We start from the raw sequence: 17462 nt of genomic DNA on the forward strand, positions 1-17462 counted from the left end.
TGAATTTTAAAAGCTATTTATCCTTAATCCCATCAAGAATTGGTTTGGGAAAAAGAAAGGAAAAAGAAGATGAAATTATTAAAAGTAGTCATTGCTGTAAACATTGTAGTAGTGAGCATTGGCTTAGTAGTATTTATAGGAGCGAGTATGTATGCTGTTACTACGATTAATTTGCTATCTAACTCAGTTTATTATGCGCAACGGATGCCTCATAAGGAAGGAACAGAACCCGACTTAGTCATGTTGATTGAAAACATGGGGGAGATTTATACTCCGAAAATTGAAGGTATTCGCTATGATGATGATGGAGCGAATTTTATCGAAAATTCTATTGATTCAAGTGATCATCCTACCAGTTTTAGTGAGTTTGATGAAGGTTATCACTACAGTGATAAAAACGATGTGTCCTATAAGTTTGATAAGAATTTTGAGCTTGAGTGGGCTCTCGACAAAGATTATAAAAAAATTGATATTGCAACAATTGATGAAACAAAGATAAAAGGAGAGATTCGAGAAACCGTTCAACCGGTACTTGATGTACAGAGTAAACCCCTCATCAATCTTCAGTGGTTGTTTAACATGAAGTATCAGGACAGGTTTAATTAGAGATGCGGATAAGTCTTTAATTTGAAATTAAACTGAACAAAAGTGATTCAACCTTTAGAAACAGGTTAACCTTTCGATGGCATTTTCTATTTCAATATAAAACTTTCAAAATAGATTTTGAAAATTGAGCAGTTTCTGAAGAGCTAGTTAAGAAAAAATAAAGACACAACTCCAGACAATAGCTCTTCCTTTATAAATGAGCAGCATACCATAGATGAAGATAAAAACAGTGAGGGATTTCCTTAGAAAGTAAAGATTGAGTTTAATTTACTAGAGAGAGTTGTTTCAGGGTAAAAGTTTAAGGTTTTGCTATCTCTTTTATTGATTTTGTGATATAATTAACACGTAAAAAAAAAAGAAGGAGTCATATCTAATGGCAAAATTGACTGTTAAAGACGTTGACTTGAAAGGGAAAAAAGTTCTCGTTCGTGTTGACTTCAACGTACCTGTAAAAGATGGCGTGATCACTAACGACAACCGTATCACTGCTGCCCTTCCAACTATCAAGTACATCCTTGAACAAGGTGGACGTGCAATCCTCTTCTCTCACCTTGGACGTGTTAAAGAAGAAGCAGACAAAGAAGGTAAATCACTTGCTCCTGTAGCTGCTGACTTGGCTGCTAAATTGGGTCAAGAAGTTACATTCCTTCCAGGTGTTACACGTGGTGCTGAATTGGAAGCAGCTGTTAACGCTCTTGAAGATGGCCAAGTTCTTTTGGTTGAAAACACTCGTTTCGAAGATGTTGATGGTAAGAAAGAATCTAAAAATGATCCTGAACTTGGTAAATACTGGGCATCACTTGGAGATGGTATCTTCGTAAACGATGCATTCGGTACAGCTCACCGTGCACACGCATCTAACGTTGGTATCTCAGCAAACGTTGAAAAAGCTGTTGCTGGATTCCTTCTTGAAAACGAAATTGCCTACATCCAAGAAGCAGTTGAAGCTCCAGAACGTCCATTCGTGGCTATCCTTGGTGGTTCAAAAGTTTCAGACAAGATCGGTGTTATCGAAAACTTGCTTGAAAAAGCTGATAAAGTTCTTATCGGTGGTGGTATGACTTACACATTCTACAAAGCACAAGGTATCGAAATCGGTAACTCACTTGTAGAAGAAGACAAATTGGATGTTGCTAAAGCTCTTCTTGAAAAAGCAAACGGTAAATTGATCTTGCCAGTTGACTCAAAAGAAGCGAACGCATTTGCAGACTACACTGAAGTGAAAGACACTGAAGGTGAAGCAGTAGACCCAGGATTCCTTGGTTTGGATATCGGTCCAAAATCTATCGCTAAATTTGATGAAGCATTGACTGGTGCGAAAACAGTTGTATGGAACGGACCAATGGGTGTATTTGAAAACCCTGACTTCCAAGCTGGTACAATCGGTGTGATGGACGCTATTGTGAAACAACCAGGTGTTAAATCAATCATCGGTGGTGGTGACTCAGCTGCCGCAGCTATCAACCTTGGTCGTGCAGACAAGTTCTCATGGATCTCTACTGGTGGTGGAGCTTCAATGGAGCTTCTTGAAGGTAAAGTTCTTCCAGGACTTGCAGCTTTGACTGAAAAATAAGATTATAAAAAAGGAGGCTGGGACAAAAGTCCTAGCCTCTCAATTGTCTTTGGATTTTCGAGCAGGACGCAGTTGTTGAGTGGTCTCTACTACGCTGATTTCATCAGCTTTTACAGCCCTACTCAACTGTGCGGAGGTGGGACGACGAAATCGAATTCTAACGAATTACCGGTTTCTGTCCCACTCTCTTTTTTTCGCTCTTTTAAAGTTTGAGAGTAGCGAGGGATAATTGGACAGAATCCAAAAAAAACAGTAAAATAGAGGAATACCAATATAAATGAAATTTGAGTAATAATCGTGGAAAAAAGAGACAATCATACAAAAACAGCTATTTGCGGTATTATCAATGTCACCCCAGATTCTTTCTCTGATGGGGGCCAATTTTTTGCTATTGAAGAAGCCTTAAAACAGGCTCGAAAATTGATAGCTGAAGGTGCTACTATCTTAGATATCGGTGGAGAATCTACTCGACCTGGAAGTAGCTATGGCTATGTTGAGATTGAAGAGGAAATCCAACGTGTGGTTCCAGTTATTCAGGCTATCCGTCAAGAAAGTGATGTTTTGATTTCAGTAGACACATGGAAAAGTCAAGTTGCAGAAGCAGCTCTAAAGGCTGGGGCCCATATAGTCAATGACATTACAGGTCTTATGGGGGATGAGAAGATGGCGGAAGTTGTTGCCAAAGCTGGAGCTCAGGTAGTCATCATGTTTAATCCAGTAATGGCACGCCCTCAGCATCCTAGTTCACTTATCTTCCCTCATTTTGGCTTTGGAGAGCCTTTTACAAAGGAAGACTTAGATGAGTTTGAAAAACTACCAGTAGAAGAATTGATGACAGCTTTCTTTGACCGTGCTCTAGTAAGAGCGGAAAAAGCAGGAATTTCGAAAGAAAACATCATGCTAGATTCTGGGATTGGCTTTGGCTTGACCAAAAAGGAAAATCTCATACTTCTACGTGACCTTGATAAATTACACGAGATGGGCTATCCTATCTTTTTAGGAGTCTCTCGCAAGCGCTTTGTCATCAATATTCTGGAAGAAAATGGTTTTGAAGTAAACCCAGAAACTGAAGCAGGCTTCCGAAATCGTGATACTGCTTCAGCTCATGTGACCAGTATCGCTGCTAGACAGGGTGTAGAAGTGGTGCGTGTACACGATGTAGCCAGCCACAAGATGGCAGTCGAGATCGCGTCTGCTATTCGTCTGGCAGATGATGCGGAAAATTTAAACTTGAAACAGTATAAATAAGATGAATAAAAACGAAACGAATCAGTGGATAGCTAACTATCGGACAGACCAACCGCATTTTGGTTTGGAGAGGATGGTGAAGCTATTAGCCTTACGTGGCAATCCCCATCTGAAACTCAAGGTTATCCATATCGGAGGAACCAATGGTAAGGGATCTACTATAGCCTTTTTGAAGAATATGTTGGGAAAGATGGGGCTAAGAGTTGGAGTCTTTAGCTCACCCTATCTGATTCATTATACCGATCAGATTGCCATTAATGAGGAATCTATCCCAGAAGCAAGATTAGAGACCTTGATGGTAGACTATCGCTCACTACTTGAGGGGGAGCATGCTCATGATTTGCAGGGGACGACAGAGTTTGAGATTATCACTGCTATAGCCTATGACTATTTTGCTTCTGAGCAAGTCGATGTGGCCATTATGGAAGTAGGTATGGGTGGACTTTTGGACAGTACCAATGTTTGTCAGCCTATCTTAACAGGTATTACGACCATTGGCCTGGATCACGTAGCTTTACTAGGGGCTAGCTTGGAAGCTATCGCGGAGCAGAAAGCTGGAATTATCAAACAAGGAGTTCCCCTGGCAACAGGAAATATTGTCCCAGAAGCCTTAGCAGTTATCAACCAAATCGCGAAAGTGAAAGAGGCTCCTAGGCTTGTTTATGGGGAAGATTATCAAGTCAGTCATCAAGGGAGTGTGGGGACGGGAGAAGTCTTTGACTATACAAGCCCGCTTAGACAAGGTCGCTTTCAGACAGGATTGCTGGGTTTGCACCAGATAGAGAATGCAGGGATGGCGCTGGCCTTGTTAGATAGCTATTGCAAAGAGACTGGTCAGAAATTACCAGAAAATGACTTGTTGGCTCAAGCCTTAGAAGAAACAAGTTGGCCAGGACGCTTTGAAATTGTTTCTAGAAGCCCTTTGATGATTTTAGACGGGGCCCATAATCCCCATGCTATCAAGGCTTTGGTAGAAACATTGCAAGAACGATTTGCTGATTATCACAAGGAAATACTTTTTACATGTATCAAAACCAAGGCCTTGGAGGATATGTTAGACTTGTTAGGAACTTTGCCAGATACTGAGCTGACATTGACTCACTTTGATGATGGTCGAGCGACAGACGAAGAGGTGCTAAAAGAAGAAGCTCGTTCTAGAAATCTCAACTATCAAAGTTGGCAGGAATTTCTAGACCAAAAAATGACAGAAAATGAAGAGAAAAAAACAGTTAGGATAGTAACGGGCTCCTTGTATTTCTTGAGCCAGGTGAGAGCCTATCTGATGGAGAGGAAAAACTAGAAAATGGATACACAAAAGATTGAAGAAGCTGTAAAAATAATTATCGAGGCAGTTGGTGAGGATGCAAATCGCGAAGGCTTGCAGGAAACTCCTGCACGTGTCGCTCGTATGTACCAAGAGATTTTTTCAGGTCTTGGGCAAACTGCTGAAGAGCACCTGTCAAAATCCTTTGAGATTATTGATGACAATATGGTAGTGGAAAAGGATATCTTTTTCCATACCATGTGTGAACATCACTTCTTGCCATTTTATGGGAAAGCTCATATCGCCTACATTCCAGACGGACGTGTGGCAGGTTTGTCAAAGCTGGCACGTACTGTGGAAGTTTATGCTAAAAAGCCACAGATTCAAGAGCGCTTGAATATCGAAGTAGCAGATGCTTTGATGGAATATCTAGGTGCCAAAGGTGCTTTCGTTGTTATTGAAGCAGAGCATATGTGTATGAGCATGCGTGGTGTTCGAAAACCAGGAACTGCAACCTTGACAACAGTAGCTCGTGGAGTTTTTGAGACAGACAAAGATCTTCGAGATCAAGCATACCGTCTCATGGGGTTATAAAAATCGATTCAAACGATTTTTTCTAGAAAGGACTAGTTATGGATCAATTGCGCATTAAGGATTTGGAAATTTTTGCCTATCATGGTCTTTTCCCGAGTGAGAAGGAACTGGGTCAAAAATTTATCATTGATGCAAGCTTATCCTATGATATGACCAAGGCTGCTACGGACTTAGATTTGGAAGCTTCTGTCCATTATGGCGAGCTCTGTCAGCAATGGACGACTTGGTTTCAGGAAACCACTGAAGACTTGATTGAAACAGTAGCCTACAAACTAGTAGAGCGGACTTTTGAAACTTATCCAATAGTTCAAGAAATTAAACTGGAACTCAAAAAACCATGGGCGCCTATTCATCTACCACTAGACACCTGTTCAGTAACCATCCATCGCCGCAAACAAAGAGCCTTTATTGCTCTAGGTAGCAATATGGGGGATAAGACGGCTAATCTCGAACTAGCTCTTGACAAGATGCGTACTCGAGGCATTCGTATTCTCAAAGAATCTAGTGTGATTACAACTGAGCCATGGGGTGGTGTAGAACAAGATAGTTTTGCCAATCAGGTCATTGAAGTCGAAACTTGGCTTCCAGCCCCAGTCTTGTTAGATACCTTGTTGGACATTGAGGCAGAAATGGGTCGGGTTAGAGAAGTGCATTGGGGACCTCGTTTGATTGACTTGGACTTGCTCTTTGTAGAGGATCAAGTAATTTATACAGATAATCTCATCTTGCCGCATCCTTATGTTGCTGAGCGACTCTTTGTCTTAGAGTCGCTGCAGGAAATTGCGCCTCATTTTATCCATCCAGTCCTAGGACAACCGATTCGTCACTTATATCTTCAATTGGAGAAAGACAATGGCCAAGTTTTCTGAAACTTATAGTAAATGGAAAAGTATAGGGGAAGGTCTTGTAGCTATTGTCTTAGGCCTTCTCTTAGTTTGTTTTGGGCAGGTAGTTCCGATACTGGGTTACCAACTCCTGATGGCCTACTTTTCCTTGTCAGCAGTTTGGCAACTATTGACGCGATGGTTTCAAGAAAAGTCCCGTAGAGAAAATATATTTGTAACTCTAGCCAAACTTTTTCTTGCAGTCATCCTATTTGATTCAGTCATCTTGCAGGGCATCGCTCTCTATCTCTTGGTTATTCTCATTGGAAGTTATCAGCTTTTTACAGGCCTAATCAGTCTGATTACCTGGTTGCTATACCGAAAAAATCATATTTATCCAAGGATTAATTACTTATTTGATGCTGTATGGATGATGGGATTTGGTTTCTATAGTATTTCCCCCTTTCATGATGCGACAAATTTTGAATTGCTCTTACTTGGTTTTTACTTGATTATGTTGGGGGCAAGCAGCCTAAGAGATGGTTTCTTTTTTGAAAAAGGGAGAAGCAATCCTAAGCTCAAACGTAGAATGAGAATGACCCTACCTATATTCATGACAGCATTGATTCCCATCAGCACCTTACGACGATGGAATGAAAGGTTATCTAGTCATCAGGTAGAAGAAAATGAAGTGCATTTGGAGAGAAAAAATGAAAAATCTGTTGATTTAGAAATTTTCATCCATACTTCAGAATCATCTTTCTTCTTGGCAATGGGTCATGTAGATATCTGCTATCAAAGTCAGGTTATTTCCTACGGTTCTTATGACCCACATTCAGAACGCTTGTTTGGTACAATTGGCGACGGGGTTTTATTTAAGGCCAATCGTGAAAAATATATTGAACTTTGTAAGAGAGAAAGCCAGAAAACCCTATTCGCCTATGGTTTAAGCCTGTCTCAACAACAGAAAAAAGCCATCGAAGAACGATTGAGAGAGATAGAAAGCCTCTTGATACCTTGGGAACCAAGTTCACAACTACTGAAAAGAAGGGAAGGAGAGGTCAAACATACCTACTCTTATCAGCTGAAACACGAGGCTGATGCAACCCTCTATAAGTTCACATCATCTAAATTTAAAACCTACTTTGTTCTCAGTACAAACTGTGTTCTATTGGCCGACTCTATTGTTGGAGAGGCTGGAACAGATATCCTGAGTCCCCAAGGTTTTATCGTCCCTGGGACTTATCAGGACTATCTTGATTTAGAATTTAAAAAACCGAGTGGTATCGTGGTCAGTCGTTCTATTTATTAAAATAAGAAAACTCTAGTCAGAAGACTAGAGTTTTTAAAATAGGTCATTTTCTTCAGGTAGGAGGATGGTTTCCTTACCGTCCATATCCATAACAAGTACTTTCGGTGGGTACAATGGGTCAAAGGGATGATTAAAATCGAAGTCAATCGTAGTCGGTAGGTGCTCACTTGAAAAACGGAAGGTGATGGAGCCGTTACTGTTTAAGAGCTGAAATTCCAACTCATCTTCTAATTCAAAAACATGCTTTAAGAAATGATCAATAATGTACCAAATTGAGTCAATCACATCGTCTGGAAGATTTGTTACCACACCAAAGCTGGCACAACGTCTATGAGAATCCGTAAAAGCCATCCATGCCTCCTACTTAATTTTTTATTATCATACTGCAAACTGGCCTAAAAATCAAGAAAAGTAAACTAATTTACAAAAATATGATTATCGGTGAAATTTTTTCAAAGAAAGTTCAATTAATCCTTGAAAATGCTTACAATTAGTGGTAAACTAGTAGTGGTGTAAACATGAAAACAAAATTTTCAACATTAGAAAGGAAACGGTATGAACACAGATGATACAGTAACAATTTATGACGTTGCCCGAGAAGCAGGAGTTTCAATGGCAACTGTCAGTCGTGTAGTCAATGGCAACAAGAATGTCAAAGAAAACACTCGTAAGAAAGTTCTAGAGGTGATTGATCGCCTAGACTATCGTCCAAATGCAGTAGCTCGTGGCTTGGCAAGCAAACGAACAACAACTGTTGGGGTTGTCATTCCAGATATCACTAACACGTATTTTGCTGCGCTAGCAAAAGGGATTGATGATATTGCAGAGATGTACAAATATAACATCGTCCTTGCGAATAGTGATGAGGATGATGAAAAAGAAGTGGCAGTAGTGAATACACTCTTTTCAAAACAAGTTGATGGTATTATCTTTATGGGCTATCACTTAACAGAGAAAATTCGCTCAGAGTTTTCACGCTCACGCACCCCTGTAGTTCTTGCAGGAACAGTGGACGTAGAACATCAGCTTCCAAGTGTTAATATTGACTATAAGAATGCTACTGCGGATGCTGTTCGTCATTTGTTGAAGCGTAACAAGAAGATTGCTTTTGTTAGCGGACCATTGGTAGATGATATTAACGGAAAAATTCGCTTGGTTGGGTACAAAGAAGCTTTGAAACAGGCTGGAGTCAACTACAGTGAAGGTCTTGTATTTGAGTCTAAATATCGCTATGATGATGGCTATGCCTTGGCAGAACGCTTAGTTTCTTCAAAAGCAACTGCAGCGATTGTGACGGGTGATGAATTGGCAGCTGGTCTCTTGAACGGCTTAGCTGACCATGGAGTTTCAGTACCAGAAGACTTTGAAATCATTACAAGTGATGATTCTCAAATCGCACGCTATACTCGACCAAATCTGACAACTATCGCACAACCCTTGTATGACCTTGGTGCGATTAGTATGCGTATGTTGACTAAGATTATGCATAAGGAAGAATTGGAGGAACGTGAAGTTCTTCTCCCTCACGGTTTGACAGAACGCAAATCAACTCGCAAAAAGTAATAAAAATCCCCAGGAATCTAACTGATTTCCTGGGTTTTTCTTATCCTTCCATATATGCCCGGAGCTCATCGCCTTTAAGCCCTGCATTAACTGCAATGAGGAGCTTGAGCCGTGCTTTCTGAGCGTTTAGTTCTTTTACAAAATAAACACCGTCATTTTGTAGGCAGACACCACCGCCTTCGTAGGCGTAAACAGGTTCTGCTATCCCATTGAAACAACGAGAAACAAGTGCAATAGGAAGTCCTGACTGACAAAGAGATTTTAATTTTTCAGCTGTTTCCTTAGGTACATTTCCAGCGCCAAAAGCCTGAATAATCAATCCATCTAGTTGGTCAACAGGAAGTAAATCGAGAAGTTCATCGGTCATGCCCGCATAAACAGGGATAATAGGGACCAACCCTTGAATGCTCTCAAGGTCAAAACGAACACGAGGTTCAGCCGTTTTGAAGTAGAGGATTTCCTGCTTCATAATGAGCCCGAGTGGCCCATGAGTTGGTGTTTGAAAGGTACTAACGTTAGTAGTATGCGTTTTTGTGACATATTTAGCGGCGTGAATTTCATCGTTCATAACGACCAAGACACCCTTATCTGAAGCCTTGTCATCACTCGCAACGCGTAAGGCACTGAGATAATTGTAGACGCCATCGCTTCCCAGTTCATTGGAGCTTCTCATAGCGCCTGTCAGGACGATAGGTATATGAGGTACTTCCATGGTGTCGAGGAAATAAGCCGTTTCTTCTAGAGTATCTGTCCCATGTGTAATCACAACGCCATCGTATGCAGCTGCCTCTTCTTTTATCTTTTTGTAAAGAGCTAGCATATGCTTGGGTTTGATGTGTGGGCTAGGCAAATTTAAAAAATCCAAGGAATGGACTTCGACACCTTCGAGAGGATTAGAGATATGATTCATAGGGTTATCAGCACTAGTCCTTACAGCTCCAGATTCATCTGCCTGCATGGAGATAGTGCCACCAGTATGTAAAACAAGGATTTTCTTAGTCATGATTCACTCACTTTTTCTGAAATGTGGTATAATCATTGTATCATAAAAGAAAGGAATGAGATAGGATGGAAGTCAAAGCAGTTTTTTTTGATATCGATGGAACGCTTGTAAATGACCGTAAGAGTGTTTTGAAGTCCACTAAAGAAGCTATCAAGATTGTGAAAGAACAAGGGGTACTTGTTGGGGTAGCAACAGGGCGAGGACCTTTTTTTGTTAAGGATTTGATGGATGATTTGGATCTGGATTTTGCAGTAACCTACAATGGCCAATATATCTTTAACAAAGATCGTGTTCTTTTTGCTAGCCCTATTGATAAGGGAAGTCTTAGACAAATCATCTCTTACGCCAAGAAAAATCGAAAAGAGATTGCCATGGGAACGAGACAAGATGTTGTCGGTTCTCGGATTATGTCCTTTGGACTCAGTCCTCTTTCACAACTAGTTAGTCGATTTGTACCTAAATTTTTGACTCGTACTGTTAGTCATTCCTTTAATCGTATGGTCAGTAAGGCCCTTCCTCAGAAGGAAGATGATTTGTTGGACTTAATCAATCAACCGATCTATCAAGTGCTCATGTTGATGACGCCTGAGGAGACAAACCATGCTGCTGAAGAATTAAACAATCTGAAGTTCACCAGAAGTAATCCTTTCGCGGCTGACATTATCAATCAAGGAAATTCCAAGTTAGAGGGAATTCGCCGTGTCGGAAAAGAGTATGGTTTTGAACTCAATCAAGTCATGGCCTTTGGAGACTCGGATAATGACTTGGAAATGTTGGCGGGTGTTGGTATGTCTGTTGCCATGGGAAATGGTAGTAGCAGTGTAAAAGAAGTTGCCAAGCATATCACTGCTAGCAACCAAAATGATGGGATTCACAAGGCTTTAGAATATTTTGGAGTTTTGTCTTCTGAAAAAGTCTTTGTCAGTCGCGACTATCATTTCAACAAGGTTAAAACTTTCCATCGTATGATGGACGAGCGAACTCAAGAAGAACCAATAGCTTGGGATTTGCAAGGGGCAACTCATCGCGCTGGCTTTAAGATTGAAGAGTTAGTTGAATTTGTCCGTGCTGCAAGCCATTCTGAAGAGGAATTCAAACAAGCTGTACAAGATTTGCACCAGGCACTTGATAAAGCAGCCGAAAAAGTAAGCAAATCAACACCAGCTGAGAAAAGCCTCGTTGGTCAAGTAGATGCTTTGATTGATACGCTTTACTTTACCTATGGAAGTTTTGTTCTGATGGGGGTAGACCCAGAGAGAATCTTTGAAATTGTCCATCAAGCGAATATGGGTAAAATCTTCCCAGATGGTAAAGCTCATTTTGATCCAGTAACCCACAAAATCTTGAAACCAGATAACTGGAAAGAAAAATACGCCCCAGAACCTGCGATCAAAAAGGAAATTGAACGCCAAATCAAGGCTTATGAACGCCATAAAGAAAGAGAAAAGAAACAATAAAAAGGAGCCCATTGGCTCCTTTTTTAGTCTATTTATAAAGTTTTATCCTTGTCTCGAACGACGAGAAGGTCAACGCTTGTGTGGCGTAAAATATATTCTGATGAAGATCCGACAAGCAAACGTTCGAAGGCGTTAAGTCCTGTTGCTCCAACCAAAATCAAATCAACATGTTCTTGTTCAGGGATTGTTTTGGCTAATAGAGTTTTAGGATTTCCCATTTCGATGACAACTTGAATATCTGTAAGACCAGCGTCTCTTGCACGTTTTTCATATTCTGCCATCAAATCTTGGGCCTCCACTTGTAACTCTTCGTAAACTTCTGCATCGAAAGTTGAAATGCTTTGAATACCACGAGTATCAATGACATGGGCAATGGTTAATTTAGCCTGGTTACGCACTGCTGATTGAACTCCTTTGACAAAAGCCAAATCAGCTTCTTTTGAACCGTCGACTGCTACCATGATGTTTTCGTAACGTTGTGTCATAGCAAAAACCTCCTTATTTCTTATCACCTTCATTGTAATCCTTTTCACTAAAAAAGTAAAGTAAAACATGATAGCAAACAAGATGCTTTTTGACTTTGGTTTTGAGAGTGTTATAATTAAATGTGAGAAAACATGAGGGATTGATATGACAAAAATTGCGGTACTTTCAGATATTCATGGCAACACAGGAGCATTGGAAGCAGTTCTCGCAGATGCGGAAAAGGCAGGAGTTGAGGAATATTGGCTTTTGGGAGATATTCTCATGCCTGGGACAGGACGAAAAAATATTCTCAGACGATTAGAGGACTTGCCGATTACGATTCGAGTTCTGGGAAATTGGGAAGAGAGTTTATGGCGAGCTGCTCATCGAAAATTAGATACAAGTAGACCTAGCCATCGCTACCTCTTGCGCCAATGCCAGTATATTATGGAAGAAATTAGTCTAGATGAAATTGAAGCTCTACAGGCATTTCCAATGCACATCCACCGCCAGTTTGGAAATCTGAAGGTAGGGATAAGCCATCATTTGCCGGATAAAAATTGGGGAAGAGAACTGATTCATCTTGGAAAGCAAGAAGATTTCGATCGTTTGGTGACGAATCCTGACTGCGATATTGCCATCTATGGGCATATCCACCAGCAATTTCTACGTTATGGAAGTGGTGGGCAACTTATTTTGAATCCTGGTTCGATTGGGCAACCCTTCTTTTTATCAGCAAGTCTACGTGAGGATTTGCGGGCGCAATATATGATTTTAGATTTTGATGACAAAGGTTTGAAGGATATAGATTTTCGTCGTGTTGATTACGATGTTGAGTCAGAATTACAATTGGCTAGAGATTTGAAATTGCCCTACTATGAGGTATACTATGAAAGCTTAGTCAATGGAATTCACCATACCCATAATCAGGACTTGTTGCACGAAATCGCTCAGAGTCAAGGACATGATGTTGAATTGGACGACTGGCTTAGTCGTAACTCTTGACATTACAACTCTAGGAGATATAATAAATATAAGAGAAGAATGAGCTTGGTTGATAATAAAGGAGGACTGCATGCAAATTTCAAGCCGATTTACCATTGCGACACATATGTTGGTAATCATTGCCCTAAAAGGGAAGGAAAGCAAGGTAACCAGCGATTTTCTAGCTAGTAGTGTTGGAGTCAATCCAGTTATTATACGTAAAACCTTGTCCCAACTGAAAAAAGCAGAATTGATTTCCGTCGCGCGTGGGACTGGAGGGGCAGAAATTATCAAAAATCTTGAAGATATCAGTCTCTTGGATATTTACCAAGCAGTTGAATGTCTAGGGAAAACGGGTCAACTCTTTAGCTTTCATGACAATCCGAATCCAAATTGTCCTATTGGAGCAAATATTCATGGGGTTTTGGATCAAAAACTCGATAAGATTCAGATGGCAATGGAGCAGGAGTTGGGTCAAACTAGTCTTGCTCAACTAGTGGCAGATGCAAAAGCAAAAATAAAAAGTTAAGAGGAATTTAGTTCCTCTTTTCTTATAAGGGAATCCTCTGGTAATAAAAGTCTCAATTTTGACTCTCTAATTTAAAAAAGCAAGAATTTTTTAGTTCTTGCTTTTTTGTTGATTATTTATAAAGTGCTGAATTATTGAAGCCTATAGCCCTATTATTTCTCTTTTTTCTTTAGGAAACTTCCAAGTCCAAGAAGGGTAAGGATGCTGAATCCAGCTAGAGCAAGTGGTGATTTGTTTTCAGTTCCTGTTTTTGGAAGGACTTTTTGAGAAAGAGTCTCTGCAACAGTTTCCTGAGTTTCAGGATTTGTAGCTAGGTTTTGGGCTTGACTTTGGTCAGCTTCCAAGCTAGAAATATCAAATTCTGGTTTTTCTTCTACAGTTGGAGCGACAATGGCACCGCCTTGTGACAAGCGGAGAACAACAGCAGTGAGAGCGTTCAGTCTCAATCCTTTTTCAGTCCATTCGAGACCTTGAGGGTTGGCGATTCCTACTGGTCCGGCTTGATTTTCATCTGCGAGGACTTCAGCCTTTCTCAAGTGAGCAAAGGCAGCTCCTAGAGTAAATTCACGAGCCTTATCATCTGCATTGACAAATACTGCGTAGACATCGCCGTTTGGAGCAGTGATTTGGTAGCCGATGGTCACATCTTCTTTTTCAACACCATTTTGTCCTGGGACAGTAATGAGGCGGACGCGCTCTTTGATGTCTTGCAGACTCTTGAGTCGGAAGGCATCTGTCGATTGACGAAGGGCGATCAATCCTTTCATGTAGTTACGGCTCTTGACATTTTCAGGGAAGGCTTTACCATCTGTTGCCTTGGTCCAATCAAACTTGTTGACAGCATCACTAGAGTCGTAAGAGTCATGGATAAAGTAAGGATAGACAAATGGCTTGCCGTCCTTGTCGCGCAACAAGTGAGACTTGTTTGGAACCTTATCTTCAGGAACAGGATTCTTGTAGGCTGGGTCCAAGAATTGTTTGGTACGTCCATACTCCTGACCAGAGTGGATAAACGGAGTTCCTTGAGCTGTCAAGACCATGAGGTTTCCAAGACGCAAACGACGATGGATTTCAGCATAGTTTTCAGCCTTGCTTGGGTCTTTTTTGATAGACTGAGCAATGATGTCAAAGAGGGTCAAGTTATCGTGGGCTGCGATATACTGAATAACATCTCCTGGGTTGTCCGCTTCAAAGTTGGTTGGTTGAGCAATGAGATTTTTAAAGATGGTATTGATATCACGTTTACCACCTGTGATAAAGGAAGGTTGACCTTCATTTGGATAACCTGACTTAAGGTTGTTACGGATATCATCTGAAAATACAGCAACAGTATCTGTGTGTTTCATCCAATCCTGATCAGCAGGTTTGGTAGGCATGTTCTCGTCACCAGCATAGGTTCTCCAACCTTCACCTAACATGATGAGGTTTGGATTGAGGGCGCGTGCAGCCTTATAAGCTTCTTCGATAGAAGCTGCATCGTGGTCTCCCATCATATCGAAACGGAAACCATCCACTTTGTAGGTATCAACCAGATACTTGATTGAGTCTACCAAGACACGTTTAGACATGTAGTGGGTTGTTCCTAGACGACCACCACCAAAGCTAGTACGTGGAGAACCATCAGCATCCATGAAGTGATAGTAGTTTGGCTCAATATCCTCAAAAATGTCAACATTTGCAGTATGGTTGTAGACCACATCCAAGATGGCACCCATGCCACGTTTGTGGATTTCGTTGATGAGGTTTTTGAATTCTGCGATACGTTTTTCTGGATTCTTAGGATCGCTTGAGTACATACCAGTCAAGGAGAAGTAGTTTTGAGGGTCATAACCCCAGTTGTAGTTGCTGTTGCTTGAAGCGTAGGCAGACAAACGTTCATGGTTTTTCAATTCATTGACAAAGTAGTAAGACAAGACTGGAAGGAGCTGGATGTGGGTCACACCCAAGTCTTTGAGATAGTCCAGTTTTTCGATAAAGGCTTCAAAGGTACCAAATGGCTTGGTCAAGTCTTTTGCGATGGCAGGATCCGAAGTGAAGTCACGCACATGAGCCTCATAGATAACGGCATCTTCACGTGATTTGAAGTTACGAATCTTTCCATAGGTCAAGTCTTGCGGACCTAGTTTAGATGGGTCTACAAAGGCAGCTTTAGCGACCTTATGAGCGGCATCTGTTTTTGCTAGGTCACTGTTCCAAGCTGCTAATGATTTGGCATAAGGGTCAAGAACGAGGACAGTTTTACCTTGGCGCTCGATTTGGTAGTGGTAGTAGTAGCCAGTGTAGTTGCTGATACCGAGACCAGAGTTTGCATCCAGAGTTTGTTTCCAGGTTCCTTTTTCTCCTTTTTCAAGGGCGACAGTTCCAACTACTTTTTCAGGGTCTTTCTTGTCATAGACAACAACGGAAACCTTATCAGCACTTGGAGACCAGAGGGTGAGGTCAACACGCTTGCCATCTTCTTTTAGAGTTGCGCCGAGTGGACCATCGTAACTGTAGGATTCATCCTTGAGGCGCCAGCTTGAACGTGTGGTAAAGCGGTCTGAATTGTAGCTGACAGTGTACGGGTGTTGGGTGTCAGAGAAGTTGCCAATGTAGGTCACTTTTTTACCTGCCTCATCCACTTCCACGTCTGTGATAGCTACTTTATTCCCTTGGTAATCAGTGATGCTGGAGTGTTTGAGGATATCATCTTTCTTAGCTCCAACGAGGGTAGAAAAACTGCTTTCGATACGAGATTTAGCCACGTGTTGGGCACCAGTCATGCGGATATCGTGCACATAGTAGGGGTTGGTGTAGATGGTTTCGTCATCATCCTTGAGGAAAATCTGACTGTGATTTTTTAGATCCGTGAATTTATAATCCTCTTTTCTGATTTTCACATCATCGCCTTTCTTGCTTTCGTCTAGTAGTAAAAATCCAAATTCTCTAGCGGCTTCATTGAGTGGGATATCAATGTAACGGCCATATTTTCCTGTTGCGGTAAAGTCAGTACCGTCAGGCCATTCTCCACTGCTTGGGTTTTTGACATCACCCCAGTACCAGAGGGATTTTTTATCGTAATTTCCATCGGTGCGGAAATAGTTGACACGAACAGTTCCAGCTGGTTGAGGACGGTAGTTGTATACCTTGTAGCTTTCATCTAGCCAGGCTTCATTCATCTTTGGAGAAAGAAGCTCTACCGAACGGTCTCCAGTAAGGTTATCACCTTTGCTATTATTGATGAGGAAGCTGACTTTCTTGGCTTGTTCGTTTTTGAGTTTGACATCCAGGTAATAGCCGTAGTCGTCTTTCTTGGCATCTTTGAAGGACTGGGCTCCATTTGGCCAATTTTCAGATGGTTTTTCGACATCGTCCCAGGTCCAAAGACCTTGAGAATCCTTAGTTTCTTCTGGGAGTTTTTTTACATGGATACGGAAGTAGTTGTCTGCGATTGGAGTTTCAGAATTAGTTTCTACTTTTGTTTTTTCATCTGAAACTGGACTTGCAGCTACTTCAGTTTTTTTATCCTCTGAAGGTGTGGCTGGCTCTTCTTTCTTTTCTACTTGATTGCTAGAAGGATTGGTTGTAGTACCCTCAGCTTTAGCACTTTCAGTAGTTAAAGCTACTTCAGATTCTTTAGCCTTTTCTTCAGTTTTAAGGGAATCGTTTTCATTGTTTTGGCCAGAAACAGGACTTGGAGTTGGCATAGAATCTGTATCTACAGGGTTAACAGTAACAGCGCTTACATTTTCTCTAGTGCTTGATAAGTTCTCATCTGCAGCAACATGAGGAGTTGCAAGAGCTAGTAGAATAAAGCTCGCTCCGATAAGGACTGATCCTGTTCCGTTTTTCAAAGAACGGATACTATAAACCATTTTTTTCTCGCGTTGAGGGAATATGTTTTTCATCAATAGTCTCCTATAAATTTATTTTAAAATTAGTATAACACGAGGTAAAAAATTATGCAAGCGTTTTCCTAGACGCTTGTTTTATGGCAACAAGAAACTCTCCTTATTTTTTAAGGAGAGTTTTTATAATAGAAATAGTTGGAAAGAAGTAGA

15 protein-coding genes are annotated in these 17462 nt (G+C 41.0%); 11 read left to right on the forward strand and 4 right to left on the reverse strand.

What is annotated here, in order from left to right; translation table 11 throughout:
- The first annotated feature begins 69 nt into the window (after nucleotides 1-69).
- The 7 genes from AB8E63_RS00400 to AB8E63_RS00430 all read left to right on the forward strand — a co-directional run bounded on the left by AB8E63_RS00400 (nucleotide 70) and on the right by AB8E63_RS00430 (nucleotide 7421).
- Nucleotides 70-606 (forward strand): hypothetical protein, encoded by a 537-nt coding sequence (locus AB8E63_RS00400; protein WP_368909453.1) that lies wholly within the window; start codon nucleotides 70-72, stop codon nucleotides 604-606.
- A 373-nt stretch (nucleotides 607-979) separates the two neighbouring features.
- Nucleotides 980-2179, forward strand: coding sequence for a phosphoglycerate kinase (gene pgk / locus AB8E63_RS00405; protein WP_368909454.1), 1200 nt, complete (start codon nucleotides 980-982; stop codon nucleotides 2177-2179).
- Between the two features lie 297 nt (nucleotides 2180-2476).
- Nucleotides 2477-3427: a dihydropteroate synthase gene (gene folP, locus AB8E63_RS00410; RefSeq protein ID WP_368909455.1), complete on the forward strand. Its 951-nt coding sequence runs from the start codon at nucleotides 2477-2479 to the stop codon at nucleotides 3425-3427.
- Between the two features lies 1 nt (nucleotide 3428).
- Nucleotides 3429-4727 carry a folylpolyglutamate synthase/dihydrofolate synthase family protein gene (locus AB8E63_RS00415; protein ID WP_368909456.1) on the forward strand — a complete coding sequence of 433 codons (1299 nt, stop codon included), beginning with the start codon at nucleotides 3429-3431 and terminating at the stop codon, nucleotides 4725-4727.
- A gap of 3 nt (nucleotides 4728-4730) precedes the next feature.
- Nucleotides 4731-5285 carry a GTP cyclohydrolase I FolE gene (folE, locus tag AB8E63_RS00420; RefSeq protein ID WP_368909457.1) on the forward strand — a complete coding sequence of 185 codons (555 nt, stop codon included), beginning with the start codon at nucleotides 4731-4733 and terminating at the stop codon, nucleotides 5283-5285.
- Nucleotides 5286-5323: 38 nt separating this feature from the next.
- Nucleotides 5324-6154 carry a dihydroneopterin aldolase gene (gene folB, locus AB8E63_RS00425; protein WP_368909458.1) on the forward strand — a complete coding sequence of 277 codons (831 nt, stop codon included), beginning with the start codon at nucleotides 5324-5326 and terminating at the stop codon, nucleotides 6152-6154.
- Nucleotides 6138-7421: a DUF308 domain-containing protein gene (locus AB8E63_RS00430; protein ID WP_368909459.1), complete on the forward strand. Its 1284-nt coding sequence runs from the start codon at nucleotides 6138-6140 to the stop codon at nucleotides 7419-7421. The genes folB and AB8E63_RS00430 overlap by 17 nt, the downstream gene beginning before the upstream one ends.
- A gap of 33 nt (nucleotides 7422-7454) precedes the next feature.
- Here AB8E63_RS00430 and AB8E63_RS00435 read toward each other — a convergent pair whose 3' ends face one another.
- A complete protein-coding gene (locus tag AB8E63_RS00435) occupies nucleotides 7455-7772 on the reverse strand; it encodes a DUF960 domain-containing protein (RefSeq protein WP_004251754.1) in 318 nt (105 codons plus the stop codon).
- A 204-nt stretch (nucleotides 7773-7976) separates the two neighbouring features.
- Here AB8E63_RS00435 and ccpA point away from each other — a divergent pair, with 204 nt between their 5' ends.
- Nucleotides 7977-8984, forward strand: coding sequence for a catabolite control protein A (gene ccpA / locus AB8E63_RS00440; RefSeq protein WP_368909460.1), 1008 nt, complete (start codon nucleotides 7977-7979; stop codon nucleotides 8982-8984).
- A gap of 40 nt (nucleotides 8985-9024) precedes the next feature.
- Here ccpA and AB8E63_RS00445 read toward each other — a convergent pair whose 3' ends face one another.
- Nucleotides 9025-9987 (reverse strand): asparaginase, encoded by a 963-nt coding sequence (locus tag AB8E63_RS00445; RefSeq protein ID WP_368909461.1) that lies wholly within the window; start codon nucleotides 9985-9987, stop codon nucleotides 9025-9027.
- Between the two features lie 65 nt (nucleotides 9988-10052).
- On the opposite strand from AB8E63_RS00445, the gene AB8E63_RS00450 reads away from it, so the two are divergent.
- Nucleotides 10053-11444 carry a Cof-type HAD-IIB family hydrolase gene (locus AB8E63_RS00450; RefSeq protein ID WP_368909462.1) on the forward strand — a complete coding sequence of 464 codons (1392 nt, stop codon included), beginning with the start codon at nucleotides 10053-10055 and terminating at the stop codon, nucleotides 11442-11444.
- A 32-nt stretch (nucleotides 11445-11476) separates the two neighbouring features.
- On the opposite strand, the gene AB8E63_RS00455 is transcribed toward AB8E63_RS00450, so the two are convergent.
- The gene (locus AB8E63_RS00455) at nucleotides 11477-11929 is read right to left on the reverse strand and encodes a universal stress protein (protein WP_223333731.1); all 453 of its coding nucleotides are present in this window, start codon (nucleotides 11927-11929) and stop codon (nucleotides 11477-11479) included.
- A 145-nt stretch (nucleotides 11930-12074) separates the two neighbouring features.
- Between AB8E63_RS00455 and AB8E63_RS00460 the strand changes: the two genes are divergently transcribed.
- Entirely contained in the window at nucleotides 12075-12914 is an 840-nt protein-coding gene (locus AB8E63_RS00460) for a metallophosphoesterase (protein WP_368909463.1), read from the forward strand.
- 70 nt (nucleotides 12915-12984) lie between these two features.
- Nucleotides 12985-13422 carry an Rrf2 family transcriptional regulator gene (locus tag AB8E63_RS00465; RefSeq protein ID WP_368909464.1) on the forward strand — a complete coding sequence of 146 codons (438 nt, stop codon included), beginning with the start codon at nucleotides 12985-12987 and terminating at the stop codon, nucleotides 13420-13422.
- Between the two features lie 152 nt (nucleotides 13423-13574).
- Here AB8E63_RS00465 and AB8E63_RS00470 read toward each other — a convergent pair whose 3' ends face one another.
- On the reverse strand, nucleotides 13575-17309 hold the full coding sequence (locus tag AB8E63_RS00470) for a pullulanase (protein ID WP_368909465.1): 3735 nt from the start codon (nucleotides 17307-17309) through the stop codon (nucleotides 13575-13577).
- Between the last annotated feature and the right edge of the window lie 153 nt (nucleotides 17310-17462).

Source organism: Streptococcus sp. oral taxon 061 (genome assembly GCF_964211575.1).
GTDB lineage: Bacteria > Bacillota > Bacilli > Lactobacillales > Streptococcaceae > Streptococcus.